25 protein-coding genes and 1 pseudogene are annotated in these 26,798 nt (G+C 61.5%); 11 read left to right on the top strand and 15 right to left on the bottom strand.

The features are described from left to right. Positions 1 to 43 precede the first annotated feature (43 nt). Together M727_RS36685 and hmgA are read right to left on the bottom strand one after the other, a co-directional pair. Positions 44 to 949 (bottom strand): MBL fold metallo-hydrolase, encoded by a 906-nt coding sequence (locus tag M727_RS36685; RefSeq protein ID WP_084646784.1) that lies wholly within the window; start codon positions 947 to 949, stop codon positions 44 to 46. Further along, positions 946 to 2,259 carry a homogentisate 1,2-dioxygenase gene (gene hmgA, locus M727_RS0118260; protein ID WP_027153892.1) on the bottom strand — a complete coding sequence of 438 codons (1,314 nt, stop codon included), beginning with the start codon at positions 2,257 to 2,259 and terminating at the stop codon, positions 946 to 948. Before hmgA ends, M727_RS36685 begins: the two co-directional genes overlap by 4 nt. A 79-nt stretch (positions 2,260 to 2,338) precedes the next feature. Between hmgA and M727_RS0118255 the strand changes: the two genes are divergently transcribed. Beyond that, entirely contained in the window at positions 2,339 to 2,794 is a 456-nt protein-coding gene (locus M727_RS0118255; protein ID WP_027153891.1) for a MarR family transcriptional regulator, read from the top strand. Positions 2,795 to 2,856: 62 nt separating this feature from the next. Here the strand turns inward: M727_RS0118255 and tdh are convergent, their stop codons facing one another. After that, a complete protein-coding gene (gene tdh / locus M727_RS0118250) occupies positions 2,857 to 3,891 on the bottom strand; it encodes an L-threonine 3-dehydrogenase (RefSeq protein WP_027153890.1) in 1,035 nt (344 codons plus the stop codon). A gap of 52 nt (positions 3,892 to 3,943) precedes the next feature. After that, positions 3,944 to 5,131 carry a glycine C-acetyltransferase gene (locus tag M727_RS0118245; protein ID WP_027153889.1) on the bottom strand — a complete coding sequence of 396 codons (1,188 nt, stop codon included), beginning with the start codon at positions 5,129 to 5,131 and terminating at the stop codon, positions 3,944 to 3,946. Positions 5,132 to 5,412: 281 nt separating this feature from the next. On the opposite strand from M727_RS0118245, the gene M727_RS0118240 reads away from it, so the two are divergent. Continuing rightward, positions 5,413 to 7,485 carry an EAL domain-containing protein gene (locus M727_RS0118240; protein WP_027153888.1) on the top strand — a complete coding sequence of 691 codons (2,073 nt, stop codon included), beginning with the start codon at positions 5,413 to 5,415 and terminating at the stop codon, positions 7,483 to 7,485. Between the two features lie 114 nt (positions 7,486 to 7,599). Here M727_RS0118240 and M727_RS0118235 read toward each other — a convergent pair whose 3' ends face one another. Beyond that, complete coding sequence (locus M727_RS0118235) at positions 7,600 to 8,025, bottom strand: MarR family transcriptional regulator (RefSeq protein ID WP_027153887.1); 426 nt, start codon at positions 8,023 to 8,025, stop codon at positions 7,600 to 7,602. 116 nt (positions 8,026 to 8,141) lie between these two features. On the opposite strand from M727_RS0118235, the gene M727_RS0118230 reads away from it, so the two are divergent. Further along, on the top strand, positions 8,142 to 8,549 hold the full coding sequence (locus M727_RS0118230) for a hypothetical protein (protein WP_027153886.1): 408 nt from the start codon (positions 8,142 to 8,144) through the stop codon (positions 8,547 to 8,549). 24 nt (positions 8,550 to 8,573) lie between these two features. Here M727_RS0118230 and M727_RS40125 read toward each other — a convergent pair. Continuing rightward, positions 8,574 to 8,946: pseudogene (locus M727_RS40125) on the bottom strand (N-methylproline demethylase); the annotation flags it as partial. 131 nt (positions 8,947 to 9,077) lie between these two features. On the opposite strand from M727_RS40125, the gene queF reads away from it, so the two are divergent. Then, on the top strand, positions 9,078 to 9,539 hold the full coding sequence (gene queF, locus M727_RS0118220) for a preQ(1) synthase (RefSeq protein ID WP_027153884.1): 462 nt from the start codon (positions 9,078 to 9,080) through the stop codon (positions 9,537 to 9,539). 104 nt (positions 9,540 to 9,643) lie between these two features. Here the strand turns inward: queF and M727_RS0118215 are convergent, their stop codons facing one another. The 4 genes from M727_RS0118215 to M727_RS40120 form a co-directional block, all read right to left on the bottom strand. Then, positions 9,644 to 10,204 (bottom strand): hypothetical protein, encoded by a 561-nt coding sequence (locus M727_RS0118215; RefSeq protein ID WP_027153883.1) that lies wholly within the window; start codon positions 10,202 to 10,204, stop codon positions 9,644 to 9,646. A gap of 4 nt (positions 10,205 to 10,208) precedes the next feature. Next, positions 10,209 to 10,688, bottom strand: a complete 480-nt coding sequence (locus M727_RS0118210; RefSeq protein WP_027153882.1) for a DUF3828 domain-containing protein — start codon at positions 10,686 to 10,688, stop codon at positions 10,209 to 10,211. A gap of 135 nt (positions 10,689 to 10,823) precedes the next feature. Next, positions 10,824 to 10,946 carry a hypothetical protein gene (locus M727_RS43795; RefSeq protein WP_280944171.1) on the bottom strand — a complete coding sequence of 41 codons (123 nt, stop codon included), beginning with the start codon at positions 10,944 to 10,946 and terminating at the stop codon, positions 10,824 to 10,826. A 120-nt stretch (positions 10,947 to 11,066) separates the two neighbouring features. After that, positions 11,067 to 11,459, bottom strand: a complete 393-nt coding sequence (locus M727_RS40120; protein WP_084646783.1) for an enolase C-terminal domain-like protein — start codon at positions 11,457 to 11,459, stop codon at positions 11,067 to 11,069. Positions 11,460 to 11,647: 188 nt separating this feature from the next. On the opposite strand from M727_RS40120, the gene M727_RS41545 reads away from it, so the two are divergent. Beyond that, positions 11,648 to 11,905, top strand: coding sequence for a hypothetical protein (locus M727_RS41545; protein ID WP_027153881.1), 258 nt, complete (start codon positions 11,648 to 11,650; stop codon positions 11,903 to 11,905). A gap of 233 nt (positions 11,906 to 12,138) precedes the next feature. Here M727_RS41545 and M727_RS0118195 read toward each other — a convergent pair whose 3' ends face one another. Then, on the bottom strand, positions 12,139 to 14,175 hold the full coding sequence (locus tag M727_RS0118195; protein WP_027153880.1) for an NADH:flavin oxidoreductase: 2,037 nt from the start codon (positions 14,173 to 14,175) through the stop codon (positions 12,139 to 12,141). 147 nt (positions 14,176 to 14,322) lie between these two features. Between M727_RS0118195 and M727_RS0118190 the strand changes: the two genes are divergently transcribed. Genes M727_RS0118190 through M727_RS0118180 form a run of 3 tightly spaced genes read left to right on the top strand, consistent with a single transcriptional unit; the run spans position 14,323 to position 17,792 of the window. Then, complete coding sequence (locus M727_RS0118190; protein WP_027153879.1) at positions 14,323 to 14,952, top strand: TetR/AcrR family transcriptional regulator; 630 nt, start codon at positions 14,323 to 14,325, stop codon at positions 14,950 to 14,952. Between the two features lie 15 nt (positions 14,953 to 14,967). Beyond that, entirely contained in the window at positions 14,968 to 15,762 is a 795-nt protein-coding gene (locus tag M727_RS0118185; protein WP_027153878.1) for a pyrroline-5-carboxylate reductase dimerization domain-containing protein, read from the top strand. Positions 15,763 to 15,806: 44 nt separating this feature from the next. Further along, positions 15,807 to 17,792, top strand: a complete 1,986-nt coding sequence (locus tag M727_RS0118180; RefSeq protein WP_027153877.1) for an FAD-dependent oxidoreductase — start codon at positions 15,807 to 15,809, stop codon at positions 17,790 to 17,792. On the opposite strand, the gene M727_RS0118175 is transcribed toward M727_RS0118180, so the two are convergent. The 3 genes from M727_RS0118175 to M727_RS0118165 form a co-directional block, all read right to left on the bottom strand. Next, on the bottom strand, positions 17,787 to 18,482 hold the full coding sequence (locus M727_RS0118175; RefSeq protein WP_027153876.1) for a B12-binding domain-containing protein: 696 nt from the start codon (positions 18,480 to 18,482) through the stop codon (positions 17,787 to 17,789). The two genes, M727_RS0118180 and M727_RS0118175, sit on opposite strands and share 6 nt — an antisense overlap. A gap of 93 nt (positions 18,483 to 18,575) precedes the next feature. Continuing rightward, positions 18,576 to 20,225, bottom strand: a complete 1,650-nt coding sequence (locus M727_RS0118170; protein ID WP_027153875.1) for an ABC transporter substrate-binding protein — start codon at positions 20,223 to 20,225, stop codon at positions 18,576 to 18,578. Between the two features lie 44 nt (positions 20,226 to 20,269). After that, positions 20,270 to 21,820 (bottom strand): trimethylamine methyltransferase family protein, encoded by a 1,551-nt coding sequence (locus M727_RS0118165; RefSeq protein WP_027153874.1) that lies wholly within the window; start codon positions 21,818 to 21,820, stop codon positions 20,270 to 20,272. 92 nt (positions 21,821 to 21,912) lie between these two features. Between M727_RS0118165 and M727_RS0118160 the strand changes: the two genes are divergently transcribed. Further along, positions 21,913 to 22,815 (top strand): LysR substrate-binding domain-containing protein, encoded by a 903-nt coding sequence (locus tag M727_RS0118160; RefSeq protein ID WP_027153873.1) that lies wholly within the window; start codon positions 21,913 to 21,915, stop codon positions 22,813 to 22,815. 15 nt (positions 22,816 to 22,830) lie between these two features. Here the strand turns inward: M727_RS0118160 and M727_RS0118155 are convergent, their stop codons facing one another. Then, the gene (locus M727_RS0118155) at positions 22,831 to 23,823 is read right to left on the bottom strand and encodes a zinc-dependent alcohol dehydrogenase family protein (RefSeq protein WP_027153872.1); all 993 of its coding nucleotides are present in this window, start codon (positions 23,821 to 23,823) and stop codon (positions 22,831 to 22,833) included. A gap of 104 nt (positions 23,824 to 23,927) precedes the next feature. Here M727_RS0118155 and M727_RS0118150 point away from each other — a divergent pair, with 104 nt between their 5' ends. Then, positions 23,928 to 24,830 (top strand): LysR family transcriptional regulator, encoded by a 903-nt coding sequence (locus tag M727_RS0118150; protein ID WP_027153871.1) that lies wholly within the window; start codon positions 23,928 to 23,930, stop codon positions 24,828 to 24,830. 79 nt (positions 24,831 to 24,909) lie between these two features. After that, positions 24,910 to 26,769, top strand: coding sequence for a DNA mismatch repair endonuclease MutL (mutL, locus tag M727_RS0118145; protein ID WP_027153870.1), 1,860 nt, complete (start codon positions 24,910 to 24,912; stop codon positions 26,767 to 26,769). Positions 26,770 to 26,798 lie beyond the last annotated feature (29 nt).

Here is a 26,798-nt window from a genome sequence, read left to right as displayed (position 1 = left end):
CTTTGAATTTTGTTATACGCATGATCTCTTCCGAAAACCGTTCTCACTTTTCGCTAACGCGGTCCTTCGGTTCGGGATCATGCTCCAGTCCCACAACAAGGCCGTCGTGGGCAATCGTCAAGTCTCCGGCCCATGTTTTCCTGACGGCGGCGATCCAATCGGCCTCGCCGATCTCGGGATCATCGGCCGGGATGAGGTGGTTGAGCACCAGTCTTTTGGCTCCTGCGTCACTGGCGATGCGCCCCGCCTCCTCAGCAAAACTATGGCTGGCGAGCAGATGCTCCCTCAGCCGCGCGCCATTGCCGGTTTTCGCGACGAGCCGCTCGATGCCGTCTTCCAGCATGGCTTCATGGACGAGAATGTCGGCGCCTTTGGCGAAATCCGCCAATGGCGGAAAGAACGCCGTATCGGCGGAAAACACCACGCTCTGTCCGGCATGCTCGAAGCGCAGCGCAAAGCAGTCGTTCACCGGCGGATGGTCGACGCGTAGCGCCAAAACCTTCAGGCCGCGCTCCTCCATCACCCGGCCTTCGCCGAACTCGAAGATCGAAACCAAATCTGCGATATCAGGCCGGCCTTCGTCGACTATGCGTATCTCGATGTCGAATTCCATCGCCTGGCAAAAGCGCTGCCAGTAATGGCCGGTGCCGGGCGGGCCGAACACGGTGACCGGTGTCGCCAGACCCGCCGTCCAGGCGGTGTGGATCAGCGGACCGAGTTCCAGCACATGGTCGGAATGCAGATGCGTGATGAAGACCAGGTCGAGCGACTTCAGGCTGATGCCGGTCTCGGCCAGCCCGTGCGTCACGCCAAGCCCGCAATCCACGACGATGGTACGTCCGCCGAATTTCAGCAGCGACGAACTCGGCCACGGACCGCCCGGCCGGAGCGCCGGGCCGCCCTTCGAGCCCAGCAGCACCAGCCGATCCCGCATTGGATCAGCGCTCAAGACCAGTCGCCCTCGGGCGTGCCGTTGAAGCGCTTCTTCAGATCGGCCCAGCAGTCGATGTAATTGTCCTGCCGGGTTTCAACCTCGGCGGCGTAGCGGGTCAGCATCTGTGGGAATCGCGTCTCGAACATGAAGGCCATGGTGTTGTCGAGCTTGACCGGTTTCAGCTCGGCGCGCGAGGCCTTTTCGAAGCCAGACGCGTCAGGCCCGTGGGCCAGCATCAGATTGTGCAGGCTGATGCCACCGGGAACGAAACCCTCTTCCTTGGCGTCGTACTGGCCGTGGATCAGGCCCATGAACTCGCTCATGATATTGCGGTGATACCAGGGCGGGCGAAACGTGTTTTCGGCCACCAGCCAGCGCGGCGGGAAGAGGACGAAGTCGATGTTGGCGGTGCCCTCTTCGCCGCTCGGCGCGGTCAGCACCGTGAAGATCGACGGATCGGGATGGTCGAACAAGATCGCGCCGACCGGCGAAAACGTTGCAAGATCATATTTGTAGGGCGAGTAATTGCCGTGCCACGCCACCACATCCAGCGGCGAATGATCGAGTTCGGTGACATGGAACTGGCCGCACCATTTCACGATCAGCCGGCACGGCGCCTCCTTGTCCTCGAACCAGGCGCAGGGCGTCTTGAAATCGCGCGGATTGGCCAGGCAATTGGCGCCGATCGGGCCACGATCCGGCAGCGTCAGCTTGGCGCCGTAGTTCTCGCAGACATAGCCGCGCACTGTTTCATCGACCAGTTCGACCTTGAACACGAGGCCGCGCGGCAGCACGGCGATCTCGCCCGGTCGCAATTGAATGACGCCCATCTCGGTGACGAAGCGCAGCGCCCCCACTTGCGGCACGATAAGCAACTCGCCGTCGGCGTTGAAGAAATGGTCGTCGGCCATCGATCGGTTGGCGACATAGACATGGGCGGCCATGCCGGTCTGGCCGAGCACGTCGCCGGCGGTGGTGATCGAGCGCATGCCGGCAATGAAGTCGGTGGGTTCCTTCGGCATCGGCACCGGGTTCCAGCGGTACTGGCCAAGCGCCAGTTCGTGATCGCCGACATTCGGCGCGCTTTTCCACAGCGGATAATCCGCCACCTTGAAGCGGCCGGTGTGCCTGACGCTCGGCCTGATGCGATAAAGCCAGGAACGCTCATTGGTGCCGCGTGGCGCGGTGAAGGGCGAGCCCGAAAGCTGCTCGGCATAAAGGCCGTAGGCCGGCCGCTGCGGCGAATTCCGCCCTTGCGGCAGCGAACCGGGCAAAGTCTCGGTTTCGAAGTCGTTGCCGAACCCCGGCATGTAGGAAAAGGCCATGGCATCCTCCCTGGATTGACCAAATTGGTTTCATTTGTAACCATCGAAAATGTAACTATCAATCGTGATGGAGCAGACCATGGAGGCTGACACCCTCGAACTTGAAAGCTTCCTGCCCTACCGGCTCTATCGCCTTGCCGATGCTGTCAGCCGCGAATTTTCCAAGGTTTACAAGGACCGCCACGGCCTGACGCGGCCCGAATGGCGCACGCTGGCCGGTCTCGGCCAGCACGGCACGATGACGGCAACAGCGCTCGGCGAACAGTCGGCCATGCACAAGACCAAGGTTTCGCGCGCCGTCGCCGAGCTCGAACGACGCCGCTGGCTGACGCGAAAACCTGATGAAAAAGACCGCCGTGTCGAGCATCTGACGCTGACCAACGCGGGCCTTGCCGCCTATCGCGAGATGGTGCCGTTGGCAAAAGCGTTCGAGCGGGACTTGCTGGGAAGGCTGAACGCGAGCGAGCGAGCGGCGGTCACGGATGGGATGGCGGCACTTAAGGGGGCATTGGATAGATCAACGACGCAGCTATGAAACTGCTACGCAGCGATCCTTCCCACCCCTCCAACGTTTCCGGAACGGCACCCGGCCAACACTCACCAGTCCATCACCACCTTGCCGGAATTGCCGCTCTTCATCGCCTCGAAGCCGGCCTGGAAGTCATCCACACCGATGCGGTGCGTGATCAGGCCGCCGACATCGAGCGGACCCTGCACCAGCGCGATCATCTTGTACCAGGTCTCGAACATTTCGCGGCCGTAAATGCCCTTGAGATGCAGCATCTTGAAGATGACCTTGTTCCAGTCGATCTCGAAGCCGGTCGGCGCGATGCCCAAAATGGCGATCTTGCCGCCATTGTTCATGGTGTCGATCATGTCGCGGAAGGCGGGTGCCGCACCCGACATTTCGAGGCCGACGTCAAAACCTTCGGTCATGCCGAGCGCCGGCATGATATCGCGCAGCTTTTCCTTCGACGCGTCGACCACATGCTGGACGCCGAGTTTTTTCGCCAGCGCCAGCCGCACCGGGTTGATGTCGGTGATGACCACCTTTCGCGCGCCGACGCACTGCGCCACCAGCGCACCCATGATGCCGATCGGCCCGGCGCCGGTGACCAGCACGTCCTCGCCGACCAGATCAAAGGACAGTGCGGTGTGGACCGCATTGCCCAGGGGATCGAAGATTGCGGCGATCTCGTCGGGCACATCGTCGGGGATCGGCACGACGTTGTGCTGCGGGATCGCCAGATATTCACCGAAGGCGCCTGGCCGGTTGACGCCGACGCCGAGCGTGTTGCGGCACAGATGCCCCCTGCCCGCCCGGCAATTGCGGCAATGGCCGCAGACGATGTGGCCTTCGCCCGAAACACGCTGGCCGATCTTGTATTCGGTGACCGCCGCGCCGAAGTCGGCGACTGTGCCGACGAATTCGTGGCCGGTCACCATCGGCACCGGCACGGTCTTCTGCGCCCACTGGTCCCAATTGTAGATGTGGACGTCGGTACCGCAGATCGCGGTCTTCTTGATCTTGATCAGAACGTCGTTCGGGCCGATTTCCGGCACCGGCACTTCTTCCATCCAGATGCCCGGCTCGGCCTTGGCCTTGACCAGCGCCTTCATCATGTTCGACATTCTTTTGTCCCTTGAAACTCTTGATCCGGAATCTCTTTTCGGTTCCGGCCGTTCAGGAAATCACACCAAGTTCGCGCCCGACCGCGCCGAACGCCTCGACCGCACGGTCGATGTCGGCGCTGGAATGGGCGGCCGACATTTGCGTGCGGATGCGCGCCTGGCCCTTCGGTACCACCGGAAACGAGAAGCCGATAACATAGATGCCGCGCTGCAGCATGCGCGCCGCCATCTCCTGCGCCAGCGTCGCATCGCTGAGCATGACCGGAACGATCGGATGATCGGCGCCGGTCAGCGTAAAGCCGAGCTTACCCATTTCAGACCGGAACCGCGCCGCATTGGCATACAGGCGCTGACGCAGCGCATCGCCATTTTTGATCAGTTCGAAAACCCGGATCGATGCGCCGGCGATCGCCGGCATCAGCGTGTTGGAAAACAGATAGGGACGCGAGCGCTGGCGCAGCCAGTCGACCACCTGGCTCTTGCCCGATGTGTAGCCGCCCGACGCGCCGCCCAATGCCTTGCCGAGCGTGCCGGTGATGATGTCCACCCTGCCCTCGACGCCGCAATGCTCGGCCGAGCCGCGCCCGTTCTTGCCGACGAAGCCGACTGCATGGCTGTCGTCGACCATCACCATTGCATCGTACTTGTCGGCGAGATCGCAGACGCCCTTCAGATTGGCGATGATGCCGTCCATGGAAAATACACCATCGGTGGCGATCAGCCGAAAACGGCAATCCATTGCCTCCTTCAGCCGCGCTTCCAGATCGGCCATGTCGTTGTTGGCGTAACGGAAACGCTTTGCCTTCGACAGCCGCACGCCGTCGATGATCGAGGCATGGTTCAGCGCGTCGGAAATGACCGCATCCTCCTCGGAAAGCAGCGTCTCGAACAGGCCGCCATTAGCATCGAAGCAGGAGCCATAGAGGATCGTGTCCTCCATGCCGAGAAAGCCAGAAATCGTCGCCTCGAGCTGCTTGTGCTCTTCCTGCGTGCCGCAGATGAAACGCACCGACGCCATGCCATAACCATAGCGGTCGAGTGCCTGCTTGGCCGCATCGCGCAAGTCGGCGCTATCTGCGAGGCCAAGATAATTGTTGGCGCAGAAATTCAGCACCCTCTCGCCGCCCACCTCGATCTTAGCCGATTGCGTCGAGGTGATCACCCGCTCGGATTTGTAGAGGCCGGCCGATTTCAGCCCTTGAAGCTCGCTGTCGATATGGGAGAGGAATGCCGCGCTCATGATCTGGCCCTGTTGAGATTCAATGGACTGTCGCCCCGCGCGGGCGAAAAATCCACCGCAAAAGCGACGGCTTCGGTGACCCGACGGTCAGTGGCCAGAATGCCGCCCCAGAATGCCGCCAAATGGCAGATGTTCAAATGCAGCTGCGGCGCGAAAGAAGGCGATAACCATTTTGCGAGCTTTCCACCGCTGCTGCTCTGTCGGCTTCCGGAGCTGTTAACCTTTCAAGCCAATGGTTCTCATACCCAACAATCTGTCGGCGAGAGGGACCGCCCCAGAAAATGTCGCAGCAACCGATGCAAACCATTTCGGGCAAGCTCATACTGCTGATCAAGGCAGGCTATTGGCTGGCGCTGCTGATCATTGCAGCCATGGTGATGGCCTCCTTCATCCTTCTCCAGCAGATGATGGCTGGCCATCGGCACGACGACACGCTGCTCGATATTGTCGGCATGCAAAAGGTGCTGTCGCAACGCATTGTCTTCCTTGCCAACGCGGCAGGAGCAGCTACGCGCAACCAACAACCGGCTCTGGTCACCGCATTCAAACAGGCCACGGCCGACTTCGAGAGGAACTACGACCTTCTGCTCGAGCGTGTGGTCGCCGACCCGGCGTCGCCGGCAAGGCTCGATCCAAAATCAGTCGAGAACGTCCTTTTTGCCAAGCCGTTTCATCTCGATTACTTCTCGGTCGGGCTTATCGCCAACGGCGAACGCCTGGTTTCGGCGTTTGAATCGCAACTCGGCATGGCCGACAATGGCGGCTACAAGGGTGGCGGCGAACGCGTCAACCTCGACGCTTCCGTCCCCAATGCGGCCCTGTCGGGCTATGCGGCACTCGGCCAGCGCATCAGCGCCCAAGCCGACGCGCGATCGGAGAGCCTTCTCGATCTCCATCGAACGCTGTTCTACTCCACCCTCGGCGTCATCGTGCTGGTGGCACTTTTCATCTTCAGGCCGATGTCGAACGCCATCCTGCGCAAGACGCGTGAACTGATCGATACCCGCAATTCCATGGCCTTCATCGCCGTGCATGACGGCCTTACCGGCCTGCACAACCGCACCTTCCTGACCGACCATTTCGATACGCTGATCAAGGGCGCGCAGCGCCGGCGAGAGCGGCTTGCGGCGGTCCACCTCGACCTCGACCGGTTCAAGCAGATCAACGACACGCTTGGCCACGCCGCCGGCGACTATGTGCTGGTGGTGACGGCGCAGCGCATGCGTGATTCTTGCCGGGCGTCGGATCTCTGCGTGCGTCTCGGCAGCGACGAGTTCGTGATGATCCTCAACGGTGCCGGCGGCACCGAGGACATCAACACGGTCGCCGGGCGCGTCCTGTCGCAGATCAACGAACCGATCGTCTATCGGGGCGCGACCATCCTTCCGGGCGCCAGCGCCGGCGTCGCCGTCTATCCGGTCGACGCCGACAATGCGCAAGATCTGCTCGTCCATGCCGACCTCGCGCTCCACGCCGCCAAGAAGCAGGGTGGCGGCAGTCTCTCATTCTTCTCCGAGGAGTTGCGGCATGAACTCGACTACCGCAAGCGGCTCGAGCATGACATCAGGATCGCTATCGCGGAGAAGACGTTCCAGGTCTATTTCCAGCCACAGGTTTCGTTGTCGAACGGCACGATCGGCGGCATCGAGGCGCTGGTTCGCTGGAGACATGCCGAGCGCGGCATGATCGCACCGGGCGAGTTCATTCCCATCGCCGAGAAATGCGGACTCATGCCTGCGATCGGCCGCATCGTCATCGCCAAGGCAATCGGCGAGGCGGCGGAGTGGAACCGTGCCGGCATTGCCTTCGGACGGCTCGCCGTCAACGTCTCCGGCTCCGAATTGCGTGAGGCCAATTTCGACGCCTTCCTCTTCGGTGCGCTGGAAAAGGCTGGGCTGCCGCCACAAAAACTGTCGCTCGAGATCGTCGAATCCGTCATTCTCGACGACGAGAAGACCGGCATCGCGGCAAAGCTGCGGCACATCCGCGCCGCCGGCGTCCATCTTGAACTCGATGATTTCGGCACCGGCTACGCGTCGCTCAGCCACGTCAACCCGAACGAGATCGACAGGCTGAAGATCGATCGCCGCTTCGTCCAGAACATCAATGAGAACGGCGACAACACCAAGATCGTGCGTGCCATCACCGAACTCGCCCGCGGCCTTGGCATCTCGATCGTCGCCGAGGGCGCCGAAACCGAGGCTGAGCTCGATTCGCTGATGGCGATCGGCTGCGACCAGGTGCAGGGCTACTCGATCGCCTTCCCGATGCCGCAGGACCAGGTACGCGAATGGCTGCTCGCGCGGGCGCCGAAGAGAGCCAGGCTGACGGTGTTGCAGGGAAGGCTGGCGTAAGGCGCCAACCTGACACGCCGCTTCGGAAATGGCGGCCTGATGGGGTTACGGCCGGTCTGTAGCTGGCTGCCGCTACATCTTGGGCTCGCTGAACAATGCGTTCGGCAGTTGGGATCAATCGACATTCGCCCGCAGCGTCGCCAAGACTTCCGCGAACTCCGCCAGCCTGTCGTCCGACAACCCGGTCCGCAGCCGCTTGTCGAAGGCAATGGCTGCCGTGCGTAATTTCAGGAACAGCGCCTCTCCCGCTTCGGTCAGCTCGACCTGATGGACGCGGCGGTTTTCCGGATCGCGGCGCCGGGTCAGCAAACCTTGCGTCTCCATCGCGTTCAGGTGGTGGGTCAGCGTCGCGCCTTGGATTCCGATCATGCCGGCGAGCTCACGCTGGTTGGCCAGTTCGCGCGACTTGATCGACAACAGGGTGACCCAGACCGGCAGCGTGCCGCCCGCCTCGACCAACGTGGCGTCAAAGGCCTGGGCGACAAGCTTTGCGGTGCGGGCGAGATTCATCCCGACTGGCGGGCGGTCAAAAAGCGTCATGATCCGACACTAGAGTAAGGGAAAGGCCGATGGAACTGGCCCTTTGACTTTACATTGACATCTAATCATTTGATATCTAACTTTATGGTTGGCGGTAGGAAAGGAGGAACGCGGTCATGCAGTATGTCTACATCATCGTCCTCGGCTTTCACGTATTGGCCGGTGTGTTCTGGGCTGGAACGACCATCGCTGTCGCCCGCGATCCGGAGATTCGGATCGAACGGTTTTTCCGGCCGCAAATGAACGCGGCCGGCATGGTTTTCCTGACCGGCGCCCTGCTCTGGTATTTCTTCCACAGCGGCTCTTTCGGTTCGATGGAAATGGTTCTGGCCCTGGGTATCGCGACGGCCTTGATTGCCGCCGGCGTCCAGGGCGCGCTCGTCGGCTCAGCCAGCAGGCAGCTTGCCGGAACTGATGCGGCGACGGAAACCCAGCTGCGCGCGAAGATGACACGAGGCGAACGCATCGCTGGTGGGCTGCTGATCATCACCGTACTCTGTATGGCCACCGCCAGGATGTTCTGAGTAGGGCCTGCCGCAATCACGGTTCACTGGCGAGGCGGACAGCACCGGCAGCCAGTCGGCCTTGTTCCAGCCGGTACGGCGACCGAGATAGGTGATCTGGATCATCACCTTGCAGTCATGCTCGTGGCAGGCATCGGCGAGTTCAGTGAGCCAAGGCACGATGCGGTCGTCATAAACCTGCCGAAGGCGGCGGGCTGTCGCGCGAGACGATCGCCGAACCGGCGGTCATGGTCAGCGCCATGCCGCCCTTGGCCTTTTCGGCGTGGTAGAGCCGGTAACGCTCTTTCGGCATGCCGTCCTCGGAAAAGGCCGGCTCATGGCTGGTCGACATGATCCGATTCTTCAGCGTCAAATGTTTGAGTTGGTAGGGCTGGAGAAGCGGATCGCTGGTGGTCATCGTCTTCCTGTTTCAAAGTGTGCTAATGAGCGGCAAATTTTTGTTTTTGCGCATGTCGTACCCAAATCCGCGCACCCTCGGGTCGGGCCCGTGGGCAGGCTTTTGGGCGACATGCAGTAAGGAACCCGCCGATGACCGATACGAAAAACCTTACCCAGCTCGGCTCCAACGTCGAGGCGCCACAGAACCCTGAAGCAGCAGTCCTGGAGACCGTGCCGTTTTCGCGCGGCGACGGGCCGCCGGCAATCGTTCGCTTCACCTGCCCGGAATTCACCTCGCTCTGTCCGGTCACCGGCCAGCCGGACTTTGCCCACATCGTCATCGACTATGCACCCGACACGCTGCTGGTGGAATCGAAGTCGCTGAAGCTGTTCATGACCTCGTTTCGCAACCATGGCGCCTTCCATGAAGAGTGCACCGTCATGATCGGCCGCCGCATCATCGCCGCGACCAAACCACTGTGGTTGCGGATTGGCGGCTATTGGTATCCGCGCGGCGGCATTCCGATCGATGTGTTCTGGCAGACCGGCGCGCCGCCGGAAGGCGCATGGCTGCCCGACACCGGTGTTGCGCCCTATCGCGGACGCGGCTGAATTCTGCTGCGAGATGTTCGGCGGGACAGCAGGTACGCCAACTCTGGTTTTCGAGCGCCATCAGGCGATCGACGCTGTATGTCCCATCCTTCATCGGTCCCATCTCACTCACACTGATATTGGCTGAGCGCCCATTCGCCGGTCACCGACAGAAGGTCCGATATCTTCCAGTCGCCGTCGACCTTTTTGAACTTCCATTCCAGCCGGTGCGGATTGCCGGCAACGACAAAGGCGACGATGACCTTGGCCTCATCGCCTTTGGCCGCTTCAACAGTCTTCAGGCTGTTGTCGATCTCGGCCCTGTCGTACGCCGCATTGTCGAGCGCCATGTTGGGATCGAGGCATTCGCCCTGCCCCGATTTCCGCAGCGCATCGTTTTTGTCGAGCACCGACTTCGCGGGATCGACGAAATGGCTGCGCTGAGCCGGATCGAGCTCGAGCCCGACATGCTCGTAAAACGGTTTCACCACCGCCGTCGGCGAACCTGGCCGCACCGGAGCTGCCCGTGCATTTTCTGCTGGCGGCGACGCGGCCACCGGAGTTGCAGGTGCCGCATTGTCGGCCGGCGCATTTGCGGGCGGCGCGCTGAACAGGCCCTGGCCTGCGGTGCTGCTCAAACCCGCGGCCAGCAGGCACGCAGTCGCCAGGGCCAGGGCGCGGGCCATGGCATCACTCCGGAGTCTGGCCAGCCAGGCATTCGAGCGCACTCAGCGTCCAGCCGCTGGTCTTCGAGGTGATGTCGGCAACCTTCCATTGGCCGTCGACCTTCTTCAGCGACCAGACCATTTCGCGTTTGGATTCATCGTCTTCCGGGAAAAGGTTGAAGGTCACTGTCACGTTGGCGCTGTCGCCATCCACTGCTTCGGACAGCTTCAACGTCTTGGCGACTGTCTTCTCGTCAAAGTCCTGCGCGTCGAGACCGGGGGCGAAGTCGATGCAAGGCACCTCGTCCGGCTTGTTCTTCTGCGCCTGGTCGTTGAGGTCGAACAGCCTTGTCACCGGCTCGGTGAAACGGTCGCGGTATTTCGCGTCGGCCTCGAACTTGACCTCGGGCATGTAGAAGAACTTCACCGCATTGGAGGCCGGCCCGGCCAGGGCGGCCGCAGGCGCTGCGATCGAGAGAGCGGCGGCAAGCACAATCAGTCTCATCCGATAATCTCCAGGCTTTCGTGGTTTGAACCCGTTCAATACCACGAATCCTGCATCCCGGCTTTTTTGCGGCCCATGAAATCCGCCACATGAAATCCAAGGGGGCGTTAACTCAGACGCCCCTGGGCGTAAAACTCAGGCGTCCAGCCAGACGTTCTGGAGATCCATCTCGAAAGTCTGGTGGACAGCGTAGTTCTTCACCTTCTTGTTCATGTGGTAGAAGCGCGGAAGTCTGAACCATGATTTTTGCGCGGCCATTGATGATCCTATTGCCCCGCTGCGCAAGCTCGACAAGTCCCTGCAAACGTGCCCTCGGTAGGCTGGCATTCGCGTAATTCCTGTCCGACGTTGGACTGAAAATGCCGCGTTCGCTATCTATCAACCATAAGATGCCACTGGAGAGCCAAAGCAGGATTCCTGCGGAACAACTCCCAGGCCAGGCCCGCTCGGAAGCCTGATGTGTCCCTCTTCAACGGACACACCGTTCTTCTCGTCATAGTGGCCTTCGATATACGGAGCCGCGATCCAGACGCCCTCGTTCAGGCGGGGACTGACCGTCGCACCGATTTGAACACAGGCAGCGGCGAGGATATCGCCGCCCCACCCATCGTCGCAAGTGTGGGGCATTGAACGTGCCTCGCAAAGATCACGCACCGTTGCCATTGCATGGAGACCACCAATGCGCGTCACATTCGGGTCAACGGTCTCGTGACCATCCAATCCGGTAAACGCATCCTGTTTGCCTGCCTTCGACACTTTTGATGTAACCAAGCACCACGTCGTTCGTTGCGACGGCTTTCGACCCTCGGAAGTAGGGACCGTAGAGTGGAGAAGACTCCTCGAGCATTGTCGGACTTACCAGAGGTCAACGTGAACGATCCTTCCTCACGAAGGAATCCAAGTCCAAGTCTGACAAGGTTCACCTGCCCCATGAGTTTGCCTTGCAAGCCGATTGCATATTGCTCGATGGTGAACTCGGCGAGCGGGGCGAAATGAACCCTGCCCGCTGTGCATATCAGGGCATCGAACTCGCCGACCTGGCTGAACATTCGACTTATGGACGAGGGATTGTCGATATCGACCTGGAAATCGCCGGTGCTTCGGCCGACAGCGATGACATCGTGGCGCCTGCCGAGTTCGGCCGACACGGCCTTGCCGATTTCGCCACTCGCACCAACATGAACGATTCTCACGAAGCCCTCGCCTCTGCGCCTTAAACGCCCAACGGTTCAAGCGATCGGCGAAGCTCCGCTTCCTGATCTGCCGATAGCTTTCTCAATGGGCTGCGAACATTGGGGCGAAGAGCTGGATGATCGATCTGCGCGATCGCAGGTCGTGTGAGAACTGGTCGAAGGCCACGAACGCTGTGTCTAAAAAATATTGCAGGGCCTCACTTCTGTTCATCTCGGAGCCCTTGTTGTGAGCGGACGCTATCGTCCGTTGCCGGACGCTAGATATCTTTCGCCAGTCGCAGGGCGTCGTAGATCGCGGCGTGGGTGTTGCGAGCTGAAACGGCGTCGCCGATACGAAAGAGTTGGAATTGGCCCTGCGCATTCCGCACCACCGACTGTGGTTGCCCGGCGATGAGCTCATCTTGCGAAATCTCTCCGTGATTGGTCGATTTCGGTTTCAGTTCGAAATAGATGTCGTCCAGCGGAATGGTGCCGTGATTGACGACAACCTGATCCACGACGCGCTGTTTGGATATGCCGCCGTAGTCACTGCCGACATTTGCAATGAGCTGATTGCCATTCTTTTCAACTGACTCGAGCCGATAGGTAACGGTGAAGGTCACATCGAGTTTTTGAAGAGACCTCATGTAGGGCACGAGGTTCATAGCCATGACCTCGGGTGAGAATGACCGGTCCGGTGTCATGATTTCAACCTTCGCTCCGGCGCCGGCGAGGAATTCCGCGGCCTGGAGTGCCGCGTGGTCACCGGCGTCGTCGAAGATGAGGACATTGGTTCCCGGCTTTGCGTCTCCGGAGATGATGTCCCAAGACGACACCACGAACTCGTTGCCCTTGGAAAGGACGTCGGTGTGCGCCACCCCGCCCGTTGCGACGATGACAACGTCCGGATTTTCCGCCTCGATGGTTTCGGCTTCCGCCCAGGCATTGAACCTGATGGTCACTCCATGTTTTTCGCACTGGGCCATGCGCCAATCGATGATGCTCATCATCTCCTTGCGGCGCGGGCTCAGCGCTGTCAGCCGGATCTGCCCTCCAGGGTCGCTGGCGGCCTCGAAGACCACGACCTCGTGTCCCCGCTCACCCGCCACGCGGGCGGCCTCGAGGCCAGCCGGACCTGCACCGACGACGACAATCTTCTTGCGGCTGTCGGCCTTGGCGACAATATGCGGCATGGTCAGCTCACGGCCGGTCGCGGCGTTGTGAATGCAGTATGCCGCCCCGCCCTGATAGATACGGTCAAGGCAATAGTTAGCGCCCACGCAGGGCCTGATTTCGTCTTCGCGCTTTTCGATGATCTTGCGCACGATGTGGGGGTCGGTCATATGCGCGCGCGTCATGCCGATCATGTCCACCTTGCCCGATGCGATCGCGTGGCGGGCAGTCGCCACATCCGGTATTTTCGCTGCGTGGAAAGTTGGGAAGTTGGTCGCGGCACGAATCTCGCCGGCAAAATCAAGATGCGGCGCATTCGCCATTCCCTGAATTGGAATGACGTCCGTCAGGCCCGCATCGGTATCGATGTGCCCGCGGATCACGTTGAGGTAATCGATCAGTCCGCTTTCCTTGAGACGCTTGGAGATTTCCATGCCCTCGGACTTGCCAGTGCCACCGGCGAGACGTTCATCCGCAGTATATCGCACGCCCAGGATGAAGTCCTCGCCGACCCGTGACCGGATCGCCTTCAAGACATCCATGCAGAAGCGCATGCGGTTATCAAGCGAACCGCCATAAGGGCCGTCAAGTTCGTTCGTGAGAGGAGACGTGAACTGGTCGAGCAGGTGGCCGTAAGCCTCCAACTCGACGCCATCCATCCCGCCCGCCTTCATCCGCTCAGCGGCATCCGCAAAGTCCTTGATGATGCGCTCGATATCCCAGTCTTCAATTTTCTTGGGAAACGCGCGGTGGGAGGCTTCACGATGATGGGACGGCGCCACAACGGGAAGCCAGTCACCTTTGTCCCAGCGTGTACGCCGTCCAAGATGGGTTAGCTGGATCATGATAGCGGCGCCCTCTTCGTGCACCGCATCTGTCATCTGCCTGATCCACGGCACGATCTCGTCCTTGTAGGCGAGCAGGTTGTTGAAAACCGGGGGGCTGTCCTTCGAGACCGCAGCGGACCCGGCTGTCATCGTCATCGCCACACCGCCCTTCGCCCTTTCAACCGTGTAGGCAAGATAGCGCTCCTTCGGCATCCCGTCCTCCGGATAAGCCGGCTCGTGGGAGGTCACGATGATGCGATTGCGCAGGGTCAAATGCTTGAGTTTGTACGGCTGCAGAAGGGGATCGCTCGACATCTGACGGACTCCGGGCTGAGATGGCAAGTGCGAACGCTATCGAAAATGTACATGCATGTCAAGTTTCGCTTCTGAGAAGTCGATGGAGTCGACATAGGTGTACATTTTGCTGGTTTTCACTTTGATATTTTGTTAGGCTGATCACTCATGGAGCAAATTTCGAACGATAGCGGATGGCGCGGATCGCCGGAGGGGTGGCTTGAAGCCGCCTACGACCTGCTTCTTGAATCCGGCGTCGACACGGTGAGAATATCGCCACTGGCCAAGAAATTGGGCCTGTCGCGCACCAGCTTCTATTGGTTCTTCAAGGATAGAGAAGAACTGTTGGCTGCCCTCGTGACCCGTTGGCGGGACAAGAACACCGGCAACCTCGTCAAGCAGGCTGAGGCATATGCCGAGACGGTCGCCGAAGCGATGCTGAACGTTTTCGACTGCTGGCTCGACAAATCCTTGTTCGATTCCCAGTTCGAGTTCGCAGTCAGAAGCTGGGCGCTTCAATCCCCTGACATTCTGGCGGAGGTGCAGAAAGCCGACCAGACCCGTCTCGATGCGTTGAGCCAGATGTTTGTCCGCTTTGGTTACGACGAAGGCTCAGCCGATGTTCGAGCGCGCACCATCTACCTCGTGCAGATCGGCTACATCTCAATGCAGACCAGCGAAGATCTCGCGGACCGCATGAAGCGCATTCCCGGGTACGTGGAGATTTTTACAGGTAAGGCCCCGCGGAAGCGCGAACTCGACCGGTTCTTCGCCAGACACGGCCATTCGGCGGGCTGAGGAAGCGTTTCGACAATGGGTGAACCCTTGAGCATCGGAATAATCGGCGGAGGTGGCTGGCTTGGACGCGCTATCGCCGAGGCCATCATTGATGCGCAAACAGTCGCCGCAGAGCACCTGACGCTCTCTCATCGAAGTGGGCAACCCGACTTTCTGCCAAACGCTACATGGACCAGGGACAACCAGGAACTGGTGGATCGATCTGATGTCATCATCGTCTCGGTCCGGCCCCAGGATTGGCCTGCCATCGACATTACTGCGTCCGGCAAGCTCGCCATGTCGGTTATGGCCGGGATCACTCTCGACCAACTAGCGGGACGTCTTAAAACCGACCGCGTCGTCCGCACGCTTCCGAATGCAGCGGCAAAGGTGCGGAACTCCTATACTCCCTGGATAAGCTCTCAGAGCGTCACCGCCGATGACCGCAATGTCGTTCGCCGGATTCTGGAGGCCTGTGGCGCTGCCGATGAATTCAAAACAGAAGCAGATATCGACTATTTGACGGGCCTCACCGGATCCGGTCCAGCCTTTCCGGCGCTTTTGGCGGCGGCGATGATGGACGACGCCCTCAGCCGAGGAATGGATCCAGATATTGCCCGGCGGAGCGTCAGCGCGGTGCTTGTTGGAACCGGAAAACTCCTCGAGGCTCGTCCAGACAATCCCCAAGATATCGTCCAGACCTTCCTCGACTACCGCGGCACCACCGCGGCAGCGATCGAGGCCATGCGCGCAGCCGGGTTTGAATCTGCCGTGGCAGACGGCCTTGCCGCGGCGCTCCAGAAATCCGTGACTATGGGACAAGCCACCTGACTGCCGAACGAGCCGGGGCCTCCCTCCGACCGCTGGTGAGAACTATGTCAAAACTCTTTCCGCATCTGTTCTCGCCAGCAAAGCTGGGCAGTCGCACCCTGCGAAATCGGATCGTGTTCGGGGCTCACACCGCCAACATGGCCGAAAATGGCGTGCCGACCGAACGACACGTTGCCTACTATGCCGAGCGAGCGCTCGGTGGGGCCGGCATGATTGTTGTCGAACCCATGCCCGTCCATCAGGCCGCCGTCCTGACACGCGGCAATTTTCGACCTGGCGACGATAGCGTCATTCCTCATTTCCAACAGGTCACGCGCGCGATCAAGGACCACGGGGCGATCGCCATCCAGCAGCTCTATCACGTCGGAGCGCATGGGGATTCGGACAACTCATTTCACGCGCATTGGTCGCCCTCGGGCCTGCCGAGCTATCATGACAGCGACGGTTCCCACGCCATGTCCGAGGGTGAGATTTGGGAAACCATCGACAGCTTCGTTCAGGCGGCGCGCCGCTGCCAGGAAGCCGGTTTCGACGGCGTCGAAGTCTGGGCTGCTTATCTCGGACTGGTCGATCAGTTCTGGACGCCCTGGACAAACCGACGCGAGGACCAATGGGGAGGGTCGCTCGACAACCGCACGCGGATCTCCAGCGAGATCCTAACCCGCATCCGCGAAACATGCGGCCGAGATTTCATCATTGGACTCTCGGTCAGCGACGAACCCGACTACACAGTAGCGCTCAGTCGCCAGGAACTGGCGGAGATCATTCGGCTGCACGATGAACAGGGGCTGATCGATTACGTGACCTGCGGCACCGGCAGCTACCTCGATTTCTACAAGATAATGCCGACCTTTCTCTATCCGGAGAAGCTTGGCACCGATCTCGCAACGACCCTCAAGGCCGTGGTCAAGACGGCCCTCGTCGTCGCCGAAAGCCATATCAGGACGCCTGAAAACGCCGAAACCGTGCTCGGCGAGAAAGCTGCAGATCTGATCTCGATCGTCCGGGGCCAGATCGCCGATCCGCATCTGGCACGCAAAGCCGCGGCAGACCGGCCCGAGGATGTGCGCGGATGCATATCCTGCAACCAGATGTGCTGGGGCCGTCGTTCGCGCGACTACTGGATCAGCTGCCTTATCAATCCCTCTGCGGGGCGCGAGTTTGAATGGGGTGGTGACCGGTTCACGTCCGCTGCCATCAAGAAACGGGTGCTTGTCGTCGGCGGCGGTCCCGCCGGCCTCGAGACGGCTCGGGTAGCCGCCGAGCGAGGGCACGACGTGGTGCTGGCTGAAGCCTCCAGTAGATTGGGCGGGAACTTTCTGCTCGCAGGACTGCAGCCACGCCGAGGGCAAATCCTCGACCTTCTCGGGTGGTATGAGCGCCAGCTTGACAAGCTGAACGTCGACGTTCGACTCAACACCTACGTCGAGGCTTCGGAAATCGCCTCTTTCCAAGCTGATACCGTCATCCTGGCCACGGGATCGGTGTCGCCCGAAACCGGATTTCAGAAGGCTTTGCCGGCAATGCCGAGCCTGCCAGGCATCGGAAAGGGCAATGTTTTCTCGATCGAGTCCGTTATGGCCCGCCATGCACGACCAGGTAAGCGCGTGCTTTTGCTCGACGAGGGCGGAGGCTGGCGCGGTTGTGGCACGGCCTGGAAACTTGCCGAGGATGGCCATCAAGTGACCATTCTCACGCCCGATCCGTTGGTCGGCAAGGAGCTGCAGCGGACAGCTGCCGATTTCCCGCTGCGACGGACATTGCGCCAGCTTGGCGTCACATGGTTGTTGGATGTCAGCGTGCTGGAATGGCACGGGGACGGCGTGACCATCGTTGACCACAACACCCGTGGAGAGAGCTTTGTGCCGGGCGATTGCCTTGTTCTCGCAACCACCAATGTAGCAGCGAATTGGCTGGCGAAAGAGTTGGAAAGCACGTCCCAGCCTTTCATGGAGGTCGGCGACGCCGTCGCTCCGCGCCAGGCGCCCTATGCCTTCCACGACGGACGGAAAGTTGCCTTGCGGCTATGACACGCGGAGGTTGTGCTTGCGCTTCATGAAGTCCTTGGCGGTCTCGACTGCCACGGCCGCGTCGCGGCAATAGGCGTCGGCGCCGACGGCCTTGCCGAATTCCTCGTTGAGCGGGGCGCCGCCGACCAGCACGACGTAGTCGTCGCGGATGCCCTTTTCCTTCATCNTGTCGATGACGACCTTCATGTAGGGCATGGTCGTNGTCANNAGCGCCGACATGCCGATGATGTCAGGCTGGTGCTGTTCGATGGCGTCGAGATATTTTTCTACCGCATTGTTGATGCCGAGGTCGATGACGTCGAAGCCGGCGCCCTCCATCATCATGCCGACAAGGTTCTTGCCGATGTCGTGGATGTCGCCCTTGACCGTGCCGATCACCATCTTGCCCTGCTTCGGCGCGCCGGTGGCGACAAGCAGCGGACGCAGGATGAACATGCCCGCCTTCATCGCGTTGGCGGACAACAGCACTTCCGGCACGAACAGGATGCCGTCGCGAAAATCCTCGCCGACGATGCGCATGCCTTCGACCAGTGCCTCGGTCAGCACCTTGTAAGGCACCCAGCCGCGCTCAAGCAGGATGTTGGTGCCTTCCTCGATCTCTTCCTTCAACCCGTCATAGAGGTCGTCGTGCATCTGCTGCACCAACTCGTCGCCGGAAAGCTCGGAAAGGATGATCTCGTCGTCGGACATTTTTAATCCAGCTGCACACAGTGACGTTTCAAAAGTCGGCCGGCACCTGCCCGTGCGAACAAGTGCCGGCCTAGGTAGCCCCGGGAGTCGGGCTTAAGCGTCCAGCCAGACGTTCTGGAAGTCCATTTGGTAGGTCTGGTGCATTCCGTAGTTCTTCACCTTCTTGCTCATGTGGCTGTAGAGCTTCTGCCAGAACGGCTGGATGATGACGCCGGAATCCTGCAGGATCTGCTCGACGTCTTTCATCACCTCCTTGCGCTTGGCAGGATCAGCCAGCGAGAGCGCCTGTTTCAGCTTGGCGTCGAAATCCGGGTTGGCATAGGCCGTTTCGTTCCAGGCCTCGCCGGTGCGATAGCCGAGCGCCAGCACCTGGACGCCCAGCGGCCGCATGTACCAGATGGTCATCGAGTACGGATACTTCGTCCAGTCATTCCAGAAGGTCGAGCCCGGCAGCACCGTACGCTTCACCTTGATGCCGGCATCGCGCAATTGGCCGGCGATCGCATCGCCGGTGTTCTTCTGCCATTCGTCCTCGACGGTGATCAGCTCATGCTCGAAGTCGGCCTGCCCGGCATCCGCCATCAGCTTCTTGGCGGCGGCGGCATCGCGTGTCTTTTTGGGCAGCGGATAGTATTCGGGATGGATCGGGGCGACATGGTGGTTCTCGCCGACGGTGCCGAGCCCGGCGTAGCCGAGCTGCATGACGGCATTGTTGTCGACAGCCATCTGCAGCGCATTGCGCACTCGCTGGTCGTCATAGGGCTTGTGAGTGATGTTGGTGCGGGCAACGAGCGTGGTCGCCGTCGCAACCTCCGACTTCACCAGGTCCATCTTATCAAGGGCATCGATGAAGTCGGCCGGCGTTTCGAAATCGAGGTCGATCTCGCCGGATTCGAAGGCATTCAGCGTGGCATTGAAGTCAGTTCCGTAGTCGATGAATTCGACGCTATCGAGAGGCGCTTCACCGCCCCACCACTTGCCGTTCTCGCGCCGCTTGACGACCGCCTTCGTACCTACTTCATAGGACACCAGTTCGAAGGGCCCGGTACCGATTGGCTTCTTGATCGGGTCGGCGCCATCCTTGTCGAAGTCGCGATGCACGACCAGAGCCGGATAGTCGGTGAAGCCCGGTATGATCGCGATGTCGGGTTCGGACAGCTTCAGCTTGACCGTGTGGTCGTCGACCTTGGTGATGGCGCCATCCCTGGCCTTGCTGGTTTTTGCGTCGATCAGCGCACCGACGCGCGCGGCCATTGAATTGCCGGAAGCGCCCTTCTCGCACCAGCGGTTGAGATTGGAGACCACGTCATCGGCGTTGAAGGCATCGCCATTGTTCCAGGTGATGCCTTTGCGCAGATGCAGTGTGTATTCGGTGGCGTCGTCATTGACGTCCCAGCTTTCGAGCAGGACCGGCTCGAACGTGAACTGGTGCGTATAGCGGACGAGCGGCTCCAGCCAAGTCCGGGTGACGTTTGCCATCTCGGTCCAGTCATAGGTGCGCGGATCCTTCTGCGCCTTGACCGACATCGCGACGTGCAGCGTTCCGCCCTTTTTCGGTTCATCGGCCAGGGCCCGTTCCGGCACGGCAAGACCGATCATACCGTAGGCAAGGGCGGTCGATGCCCCGAAGGCGCTTGCCAGCGCCAGAAACTCGCGCCGGTCCATGCGACCCGCACGCGTCTCTTCCGCCATCACCTCGATGGCGCCCGGCACGCGATCACCGTTGCTTCTGAAGAATGTCATTTTTTCCTCCCGTTCTGGTTCTCGTCAGGTCTTCGCCTGTCCTATTAACTAACGCTGTCCGGCAGCTTCTCCTCGCGCAGCGCGATCAAATCTTTGAGACCATCGGCGATGCCCTCATCGAGCTTCGGCTCCTCATAATCCGCGAGCATGTTGCGCGCTTTCTCGCGGCCGCGTGTGTCGTGGTCCTTTGCCCCTTCAGCCTTCCACTGTTCGTACGAATTGAAATCCATGATGCTGGGCATGAAGAAGGCCGACTGGAAATGCTCGAGCGTGTGCTGGGTGCCGAGGAAGTGGCCCTGCGGCCCGACCTCACGGATCGCCGCCATCGCTTCCTTGAAATCGTCAAACGACAGCCCGCCGGCATATTTGTACCAGCCGACAAGCTGTTCGCAGTCCGTCGCGAATTTTGAATAGCCGCAGGTCAGGCCCGCCTCGAGCCATCCGGCGGAGTGCCAGATGTAGTTGGCGCCGGCAAGGATAGCGGCATGCATCAGCATGTTCGCCTCGTAGCCCGCCTGGGCATCGTTGAGTTTCGACCCGACATGGAAGCCCGACGTGCGCCATGGCAGCCGGTATTTCCGCGCCAGTGCTCCCATCAGATACATCATCTGGGCGGCCTCGGGCGTGCCGCCCATCGGCGCGCCGGTCTTCATGTCGACCGTGACCATGAACTGTCCGTAGATCTGCGGTGAACCGGGACGCAGCAGCTGCGTGAAGGCGACGCCCGCCAGCGCTTCGGCATTGACCTGCGCCACCGCTCCCACCGCCGAGGCCGAAGTCGAGGCGCCGCACAGCGCGAACGGCGCCAGGATCAACGGCTGGTTGTGACGCGCATAGACCTTCATCGCGTCCAGCATGGTGGCGTCCCATACCAGTGGCGAGTTGCAATTGGTGATCGCGACCAACACAGGGTTGTCACGGACGAAATCCTCGCCGAACACGATGCCCGCCATCGCCATCGTGTCTTCGGCGCGATCCTTTGATGTCACGATGCCCATGAACGGCTTGTCGGAATGCTTCAGCGCCGAATGGATGATGTGGAGGTGACGCTTCGGCACCGCAATTTCCATCGGCTCGCAGATGATCGAGCTCGACGAATGCAGCGCCGGGGCCATGTAAGCGAGCTTGTGGAAATTCTGAAGGTCGGCGAGCGTGCCATAGCGCCTGACGTTGTCGAGGTCGCGCACGTAAGGCGCGCCATACATCGGCACGAAGATGGAATTCTTGCCGCCGACGCGGACCGAGCGCTCAGGGTTGCGCGCATTGAGCGTGAACTCCGGCGGGACTTTCGAGACCAGCTCCATCAAGAGCGCGCGGTCAATGCGGACGCGCGTCTCAGAGACATCGGCCCCGGCGGCCTGCCACAGTGCAATGGCCTCGTCGTCGCGGAACTCGCAGCCAACCTCTTCCAGGATGGAGAGCGACTCCTGGTGGATCAGTTCGACCGCCTCGTCCGGGACCATTTGGTATGCGGGTATGTTGCGAACCAGCGTCGGAAACGACGCCATCGGAGTTCCCCGCAGCGCCTTGCGGCCCAGGCGGCCGCCACCTCGGCGGCTGGCGTGTTCGGTGACTTCGGCGGCCGGTGCATTCATGGCAACTCTATCCTCCCAGAGCCAGTCAACTTAGCGAGACAAAATACAGCTGTGACGCTGGAAAATCCTGATCTCTTGTATAAGTTCAGCTTATGCGAAGCCTGCGCCACCTGCTGCCGTCCGCCGGCAGCCTGATCGTTTTCGAAGCCGCCGGCCGGCTGTCGAGTTTTACCGCCGCCGGGCGAGAGCTTGGCATGACGCAGGCTGCCGTGTCCTACGCGATCCGCGGGCTTGAAGAGCAGCTCGGCGCGAAACTCTTCCAGCGTCGCCATCGACAAGTCAGCCTGACCGAAGCCGGTGACCGCTTTCATGCCGACGTCTCGCTTGGCCTGTCGCACATCCGCAAGTCGGCGGAGGATTTGCGCCTACAGGCGACCGGCGGCCATGTGACGCTTGCCGCGTCGACGGCCTTCGGCTCCTTCTGGATGATGCCGCGCCTGCAGCAGTTCCGCGACGAACTGCCGGGCATCGACCTGCGCATCCAGACCGCCGACCGCGATCTCGACATCATCGCCGAGGGCATCCCGCTCGCTGTGCGCGGTGGCGAGCCCCGGGAATGGCCGGACTATCATTCATTGCCACTGGCCGACGAGGAGATATTCCCGGTTGCCGGCGTGAGCTATGTGGCGCGGTTCGGGCTGCCGGAAACCGTCGAGGATCTGCCATCACACCGGCTCATCCATCTCGAAGAGCCGTTTCGCGAAGCCGCGAGCTGGGACGAGTGGTTCGCCTCGGCCGGGGTCAACATCACCGATGCCGGGCGCGGATTGCGCATCAACGATTATGCGCTGGTGATCCAGGCGGTCATGGAAGGCCAAGGCATTGCGCTCGGCTGGGGCCACCTCGCCGAGCGCCTGCTGGCGTCGGGACTGCTGGTGCGTGCGACCGGCCACACGATGACGACCGGCAAGGGCTTTCATGTCATCTGGTCGAGAAACCGCGACCTCAGCGACAATGCTCGCAAGGTGCGGGACTGGCTGGCCGCGCAGGCGTGAGGCTCCCATTAATGCTCAATCAACCGTCACGACGATCTTGCCGAATTGCTCGTTCGACTCGAGAAAGCGATGCGCTTCGACGATTTGCTCGAATGAAAAGGTTTTGGCGATTACCGGCTTTAGCGAACCCGACATCAATCCGTCGACGATGAACGCCTTGGCAGCTTCCAACTTCACCGGATCGCCAGTGATCTCATGGACGAGATAGCCGCGCAGCGTCAACGTCTTGGCCAGCACATCGAACAGCGGGAACGGCGTCGGCTCGGGGCTCAAGCCGCCATATTCGATGAGAATGCCACCCCGTGCCATCGCCGCCGTCAGAGGTTCGAAAATCGGGCCGCCGACTGCGTCGAAAACTACTCGGATGTTGTCCGGACTGGCGATTTCCTTCAGCCGGGCTTCCAGATCTTCGTCCGCTGAAGCGACGACATGGGCCGCCCCGAACTTGAGCAGGGCCTCTCTCTTGGCAGATGTCCGCGTCACCGCGATCGCGGTCGCACCAACGATGTTGGCAATCTGGATCGCGGCAAGTCCGACACTGCTCGATGCCGCGGTAATGACGACGAAGTCGTCTCTGCTGAGCTTGGCAATGTCGATCAGTGCGCCATAGGCGGTGAGATATTGCATCCAGACGGCTGCCGCCTCTTCCCAGGCAAGCGATGGCGGGTGCTTGGCCACGAGATGGGCGGGATATGTGGCAATCTCACCATAGGCGGGCCAGCGGGCCATCGATAATGGCGGCACGACGCTGACGGCGTCACCTGGCGCAAAACCGTGCACGGCTTCGCCGACCGCTTCGACGACACCCGCTGCCTCAAGGCCAAGACCGGAAGGCAACGGCGGCGTCTGGATATAAGTGCCCGAACGCAGCAGCGCCTCGGCCCGGTTGAGACCCAATGCCTTGACCCGGATCTGAATCTCGCCCCGACCGAGCGCGGGAATATCGAGATTCTCGATGCGCAGAACCTCGGGACCACCATGCTCATGAAAGCGAACAACACGTGCCATGCGGCCATAACTCCAAAATATTTGAACCGAATACGCTATGCCATCGGCCATCCGGCAGATAAATGCTTGCATGGGCAAGACAGTAGAAACTGGGAGTTTTGAATATGGATCGCCTTACGAGCATGGCCGTGTTCGTCAAAACCGTCGATCTTGGCTCGTTCGCGGCGACTGCTGCCGCTCTCGATCTGTCCGGACCGATGGTTGGCAAGCATGTCCGGTTTCTCGAGGAGCGTCTGGGCGTGCGCCTCATCAACCGGACCACACGCCGCCAGAGCCTGACCGACTTCGGGCGCGCCTACTATGAGCGCTGCCGGATGGTACTCGCTGAAGCCGAAGCTGCGGATGCACTGGCGGCCGATCAACTTTCCGAACCACGCGGAAAGCTGCGCGTCATCATGCCCGTACACTTCGGCCGGCGCTGCGTTGCCCCGATCCTGCTGGAGCTTGCGCAGCGATATCCCGCTCTGGAACTCGACCTGTCTTTCAGCGATCCCATCGCCGATCTTGCAGAGGATGGCTGCGATCTTGCCATCCGGACCGGCAATCTGGAGGATCAGGCCGGCGTGATGGCGCGGCGCGTCGCGCGCCAGCGCATGGTCGTCTGCGCGTCGCCATCCTATCTCGAGATGCACGGGCAGCCACGGCGGGTAGAGGATCTCGGCAGCCACCAGACCATCATCTACCGCCGTTCGGGCCGTGTCGTTCAACCGTGGCTGTTTCCGCGTGATGGCCAGCGTGCGCTGGAGGTCATGCCGGTCAGCCGGCTGCGGCTCGACGACCTCGCTGCGATCGCCGATGCTGCGGCAGCCGGCATGGGGCTCGCCTGGCTGCCATACTGGCTGGTCCGTGAGCGCATTCAGGCCGGCGCACTTGTCGTGCTGTTGCCGGAACAGCCGGGATTTCTTTACGACGCCTATGCGCTCTGGCTGCAGACGCCTCACTTGCCGCTGAAGGTCCGCCTTGCCGTCGACGCGCTGGCAGCGGCACTGCCCAGGCTGATGACGTGAAATGCAGGAGCACGGTGAGCGGCGCGGATTCCTGAATTCGCCCCTCCCGCTTGGGCGACGAATCCGCGTATAGTACCCCATGCCCATTCGCCAGCTTTCCGAAACGATGATCAACCAGATCGCCGCCGGCGAAGTCATCGAGCGTCCGGCAAGCGTGGTCAAGGAACTGGTCGAGAACGCACTCGATGCCGGCGCTGCGAGAATAGAGATCGTCACCGCCGGCGGCGGGCTGAACCTGATCCGCGTCACCGACGATGGCTCAGGCATCCCGGAAAAGGAACTGCCGCTGGCGATCGCACGCCATTGCACCTCGAAGCTCGCCGATGACATTCACGACATCCACTCGCTCGGCTTTCGCGGCGAAGCGCTGCCGTCGATCGGCTCGGTGGCGCGGCTGTCGATCCGCTCGCGCACCGCCAACGGCGACAGCGCCGCCGAGATCGGCATCGAAGGCGGCCGCGAATCTGCCGTCAAGCCGGCGGCCGCCAATCGCGGCACCACGGTCGAGGTGCGCGACCTGTTCTTCGCCACGCCGGCGCGGCTCAAATTCATGAAGGGCGAGCGCGCCGAAAGCTCGGCGACCAGCGACGTGATCAAGCGTATCGCGATTGCTTTCCCGGCCGTGCGCTTCACGCTGGCCGGCTCCGACCGCTCGACGCTGGAACTGCCGGCGACCGACGACAGCCCGGAAGGCCGGCTGCGCCGCGTCGCGCAAGTGATGGGCGCCGACTTTCCGGCCAACGCGATCGCCATCGACGCCATGCGCGACGGTGTACATCTTGCCGGCCACGTTTCGATACCATCCTTCAGCCGCGCCAACGCGCTGCAGCAATACGCCTATGTCAACGGCCGGCCGGTGCGCGACAAGCTGATCGCCGGCGCCATCCGCGGCGCCTTCGCCGACGTTCTGCCGCGCGACCGCCATGCGGTGACGGTGCTGTTCCTGACGCTCGATCCGGCCATCGTCGACGTCAATGTCCATCCGGCCAAGGCCGACGTCCGCTTCCGCGATCCGGGGCTGGTGCGCGGGCTGATCGTCGGCGCCATCCGCGAGGCGCTGGCCAATGCCGGCATCCGTGCCGCCACATCAGGGGCGGCCGGCATGATGGCGGCTTTCCGGCCGGGCGCAGCATCCTATGCGCATCCAGGACCGGCCAACGGCCATCGCAGCTACGAAGCGGCCTACCGGGCCTACGGCTTCGCCGGTTTCGATCCGGCCCGCTCGCCGCAACGGCCGCTGGATGCAGGATCTGCAAATGGCGGCTTCGGCGAAAACGATCAGGCGGCGTTCGATGCCGGTTCGCTTCACAGCGCCGACGCGCGCGCCGGACAAGACGAAGCGGCGGAGACGCTGCTCGGCATGGCGCTGGGTGCCGCACGCGCGCAAGTACACGAGAACTACATCGTCGCGCAGACCAGGGATTCGCTTGTTATCGTCGACCAGCATGCGGCGCATGAGCGGCTGGTCTACGAGGCACTGAAGAACGCATTGCATTCGCGCGCCGTGCCGTCGCAGATGCTGTTGCTGCCCGAGATCGTCGATCTGCCGGAAGAGGATGCAGAGCGGCTCGCCTTGCATTCCGAAACACTGGCCCGCTTCGGCCTCGCCGTCGAGCGCTTCGGCCCGGGTGCGGTCGCGGTGCGCGAGACGCCGTCGATGCTCGGCGAAACCAATGTCCAGCAGCTGGTGCGCGACCTTGCCGACGAGATCGCCGACAACGACACCGTCGACACGCTGAAAGAGCGGCTGGACAAAATAGCCGCGACCATGGCCTGCCACGGCTCGGTGCGTTCCGGCCGCCTGCTCAAGCCGGAAGAGATGAACGCACTGCTGCGCCAGATGGAGGCGACGCCCGGGGCCGGCACCTGCAACCACGGCCGCCCGACCTATATCGAGCTCAGGCTCGCCGACATTGAGAGGTTGTTCGGGCGGCGATGAAGAACTCGCAGGGCGCAGCCCCCACCCGG

This window comes from Mesorhizobium sp. WSM2561, from assembly GCF_000513915.1.
GTDB lineage: Bacteria > Pseudomonadota > Alphaproteobacteria > Rhizobiales > Rhizobiaceae > Mesorhizobium > Mesorhizobium muleiense.
This window is presented reverse-complemented; position numbering and strand designations above follow the sequence as displayed.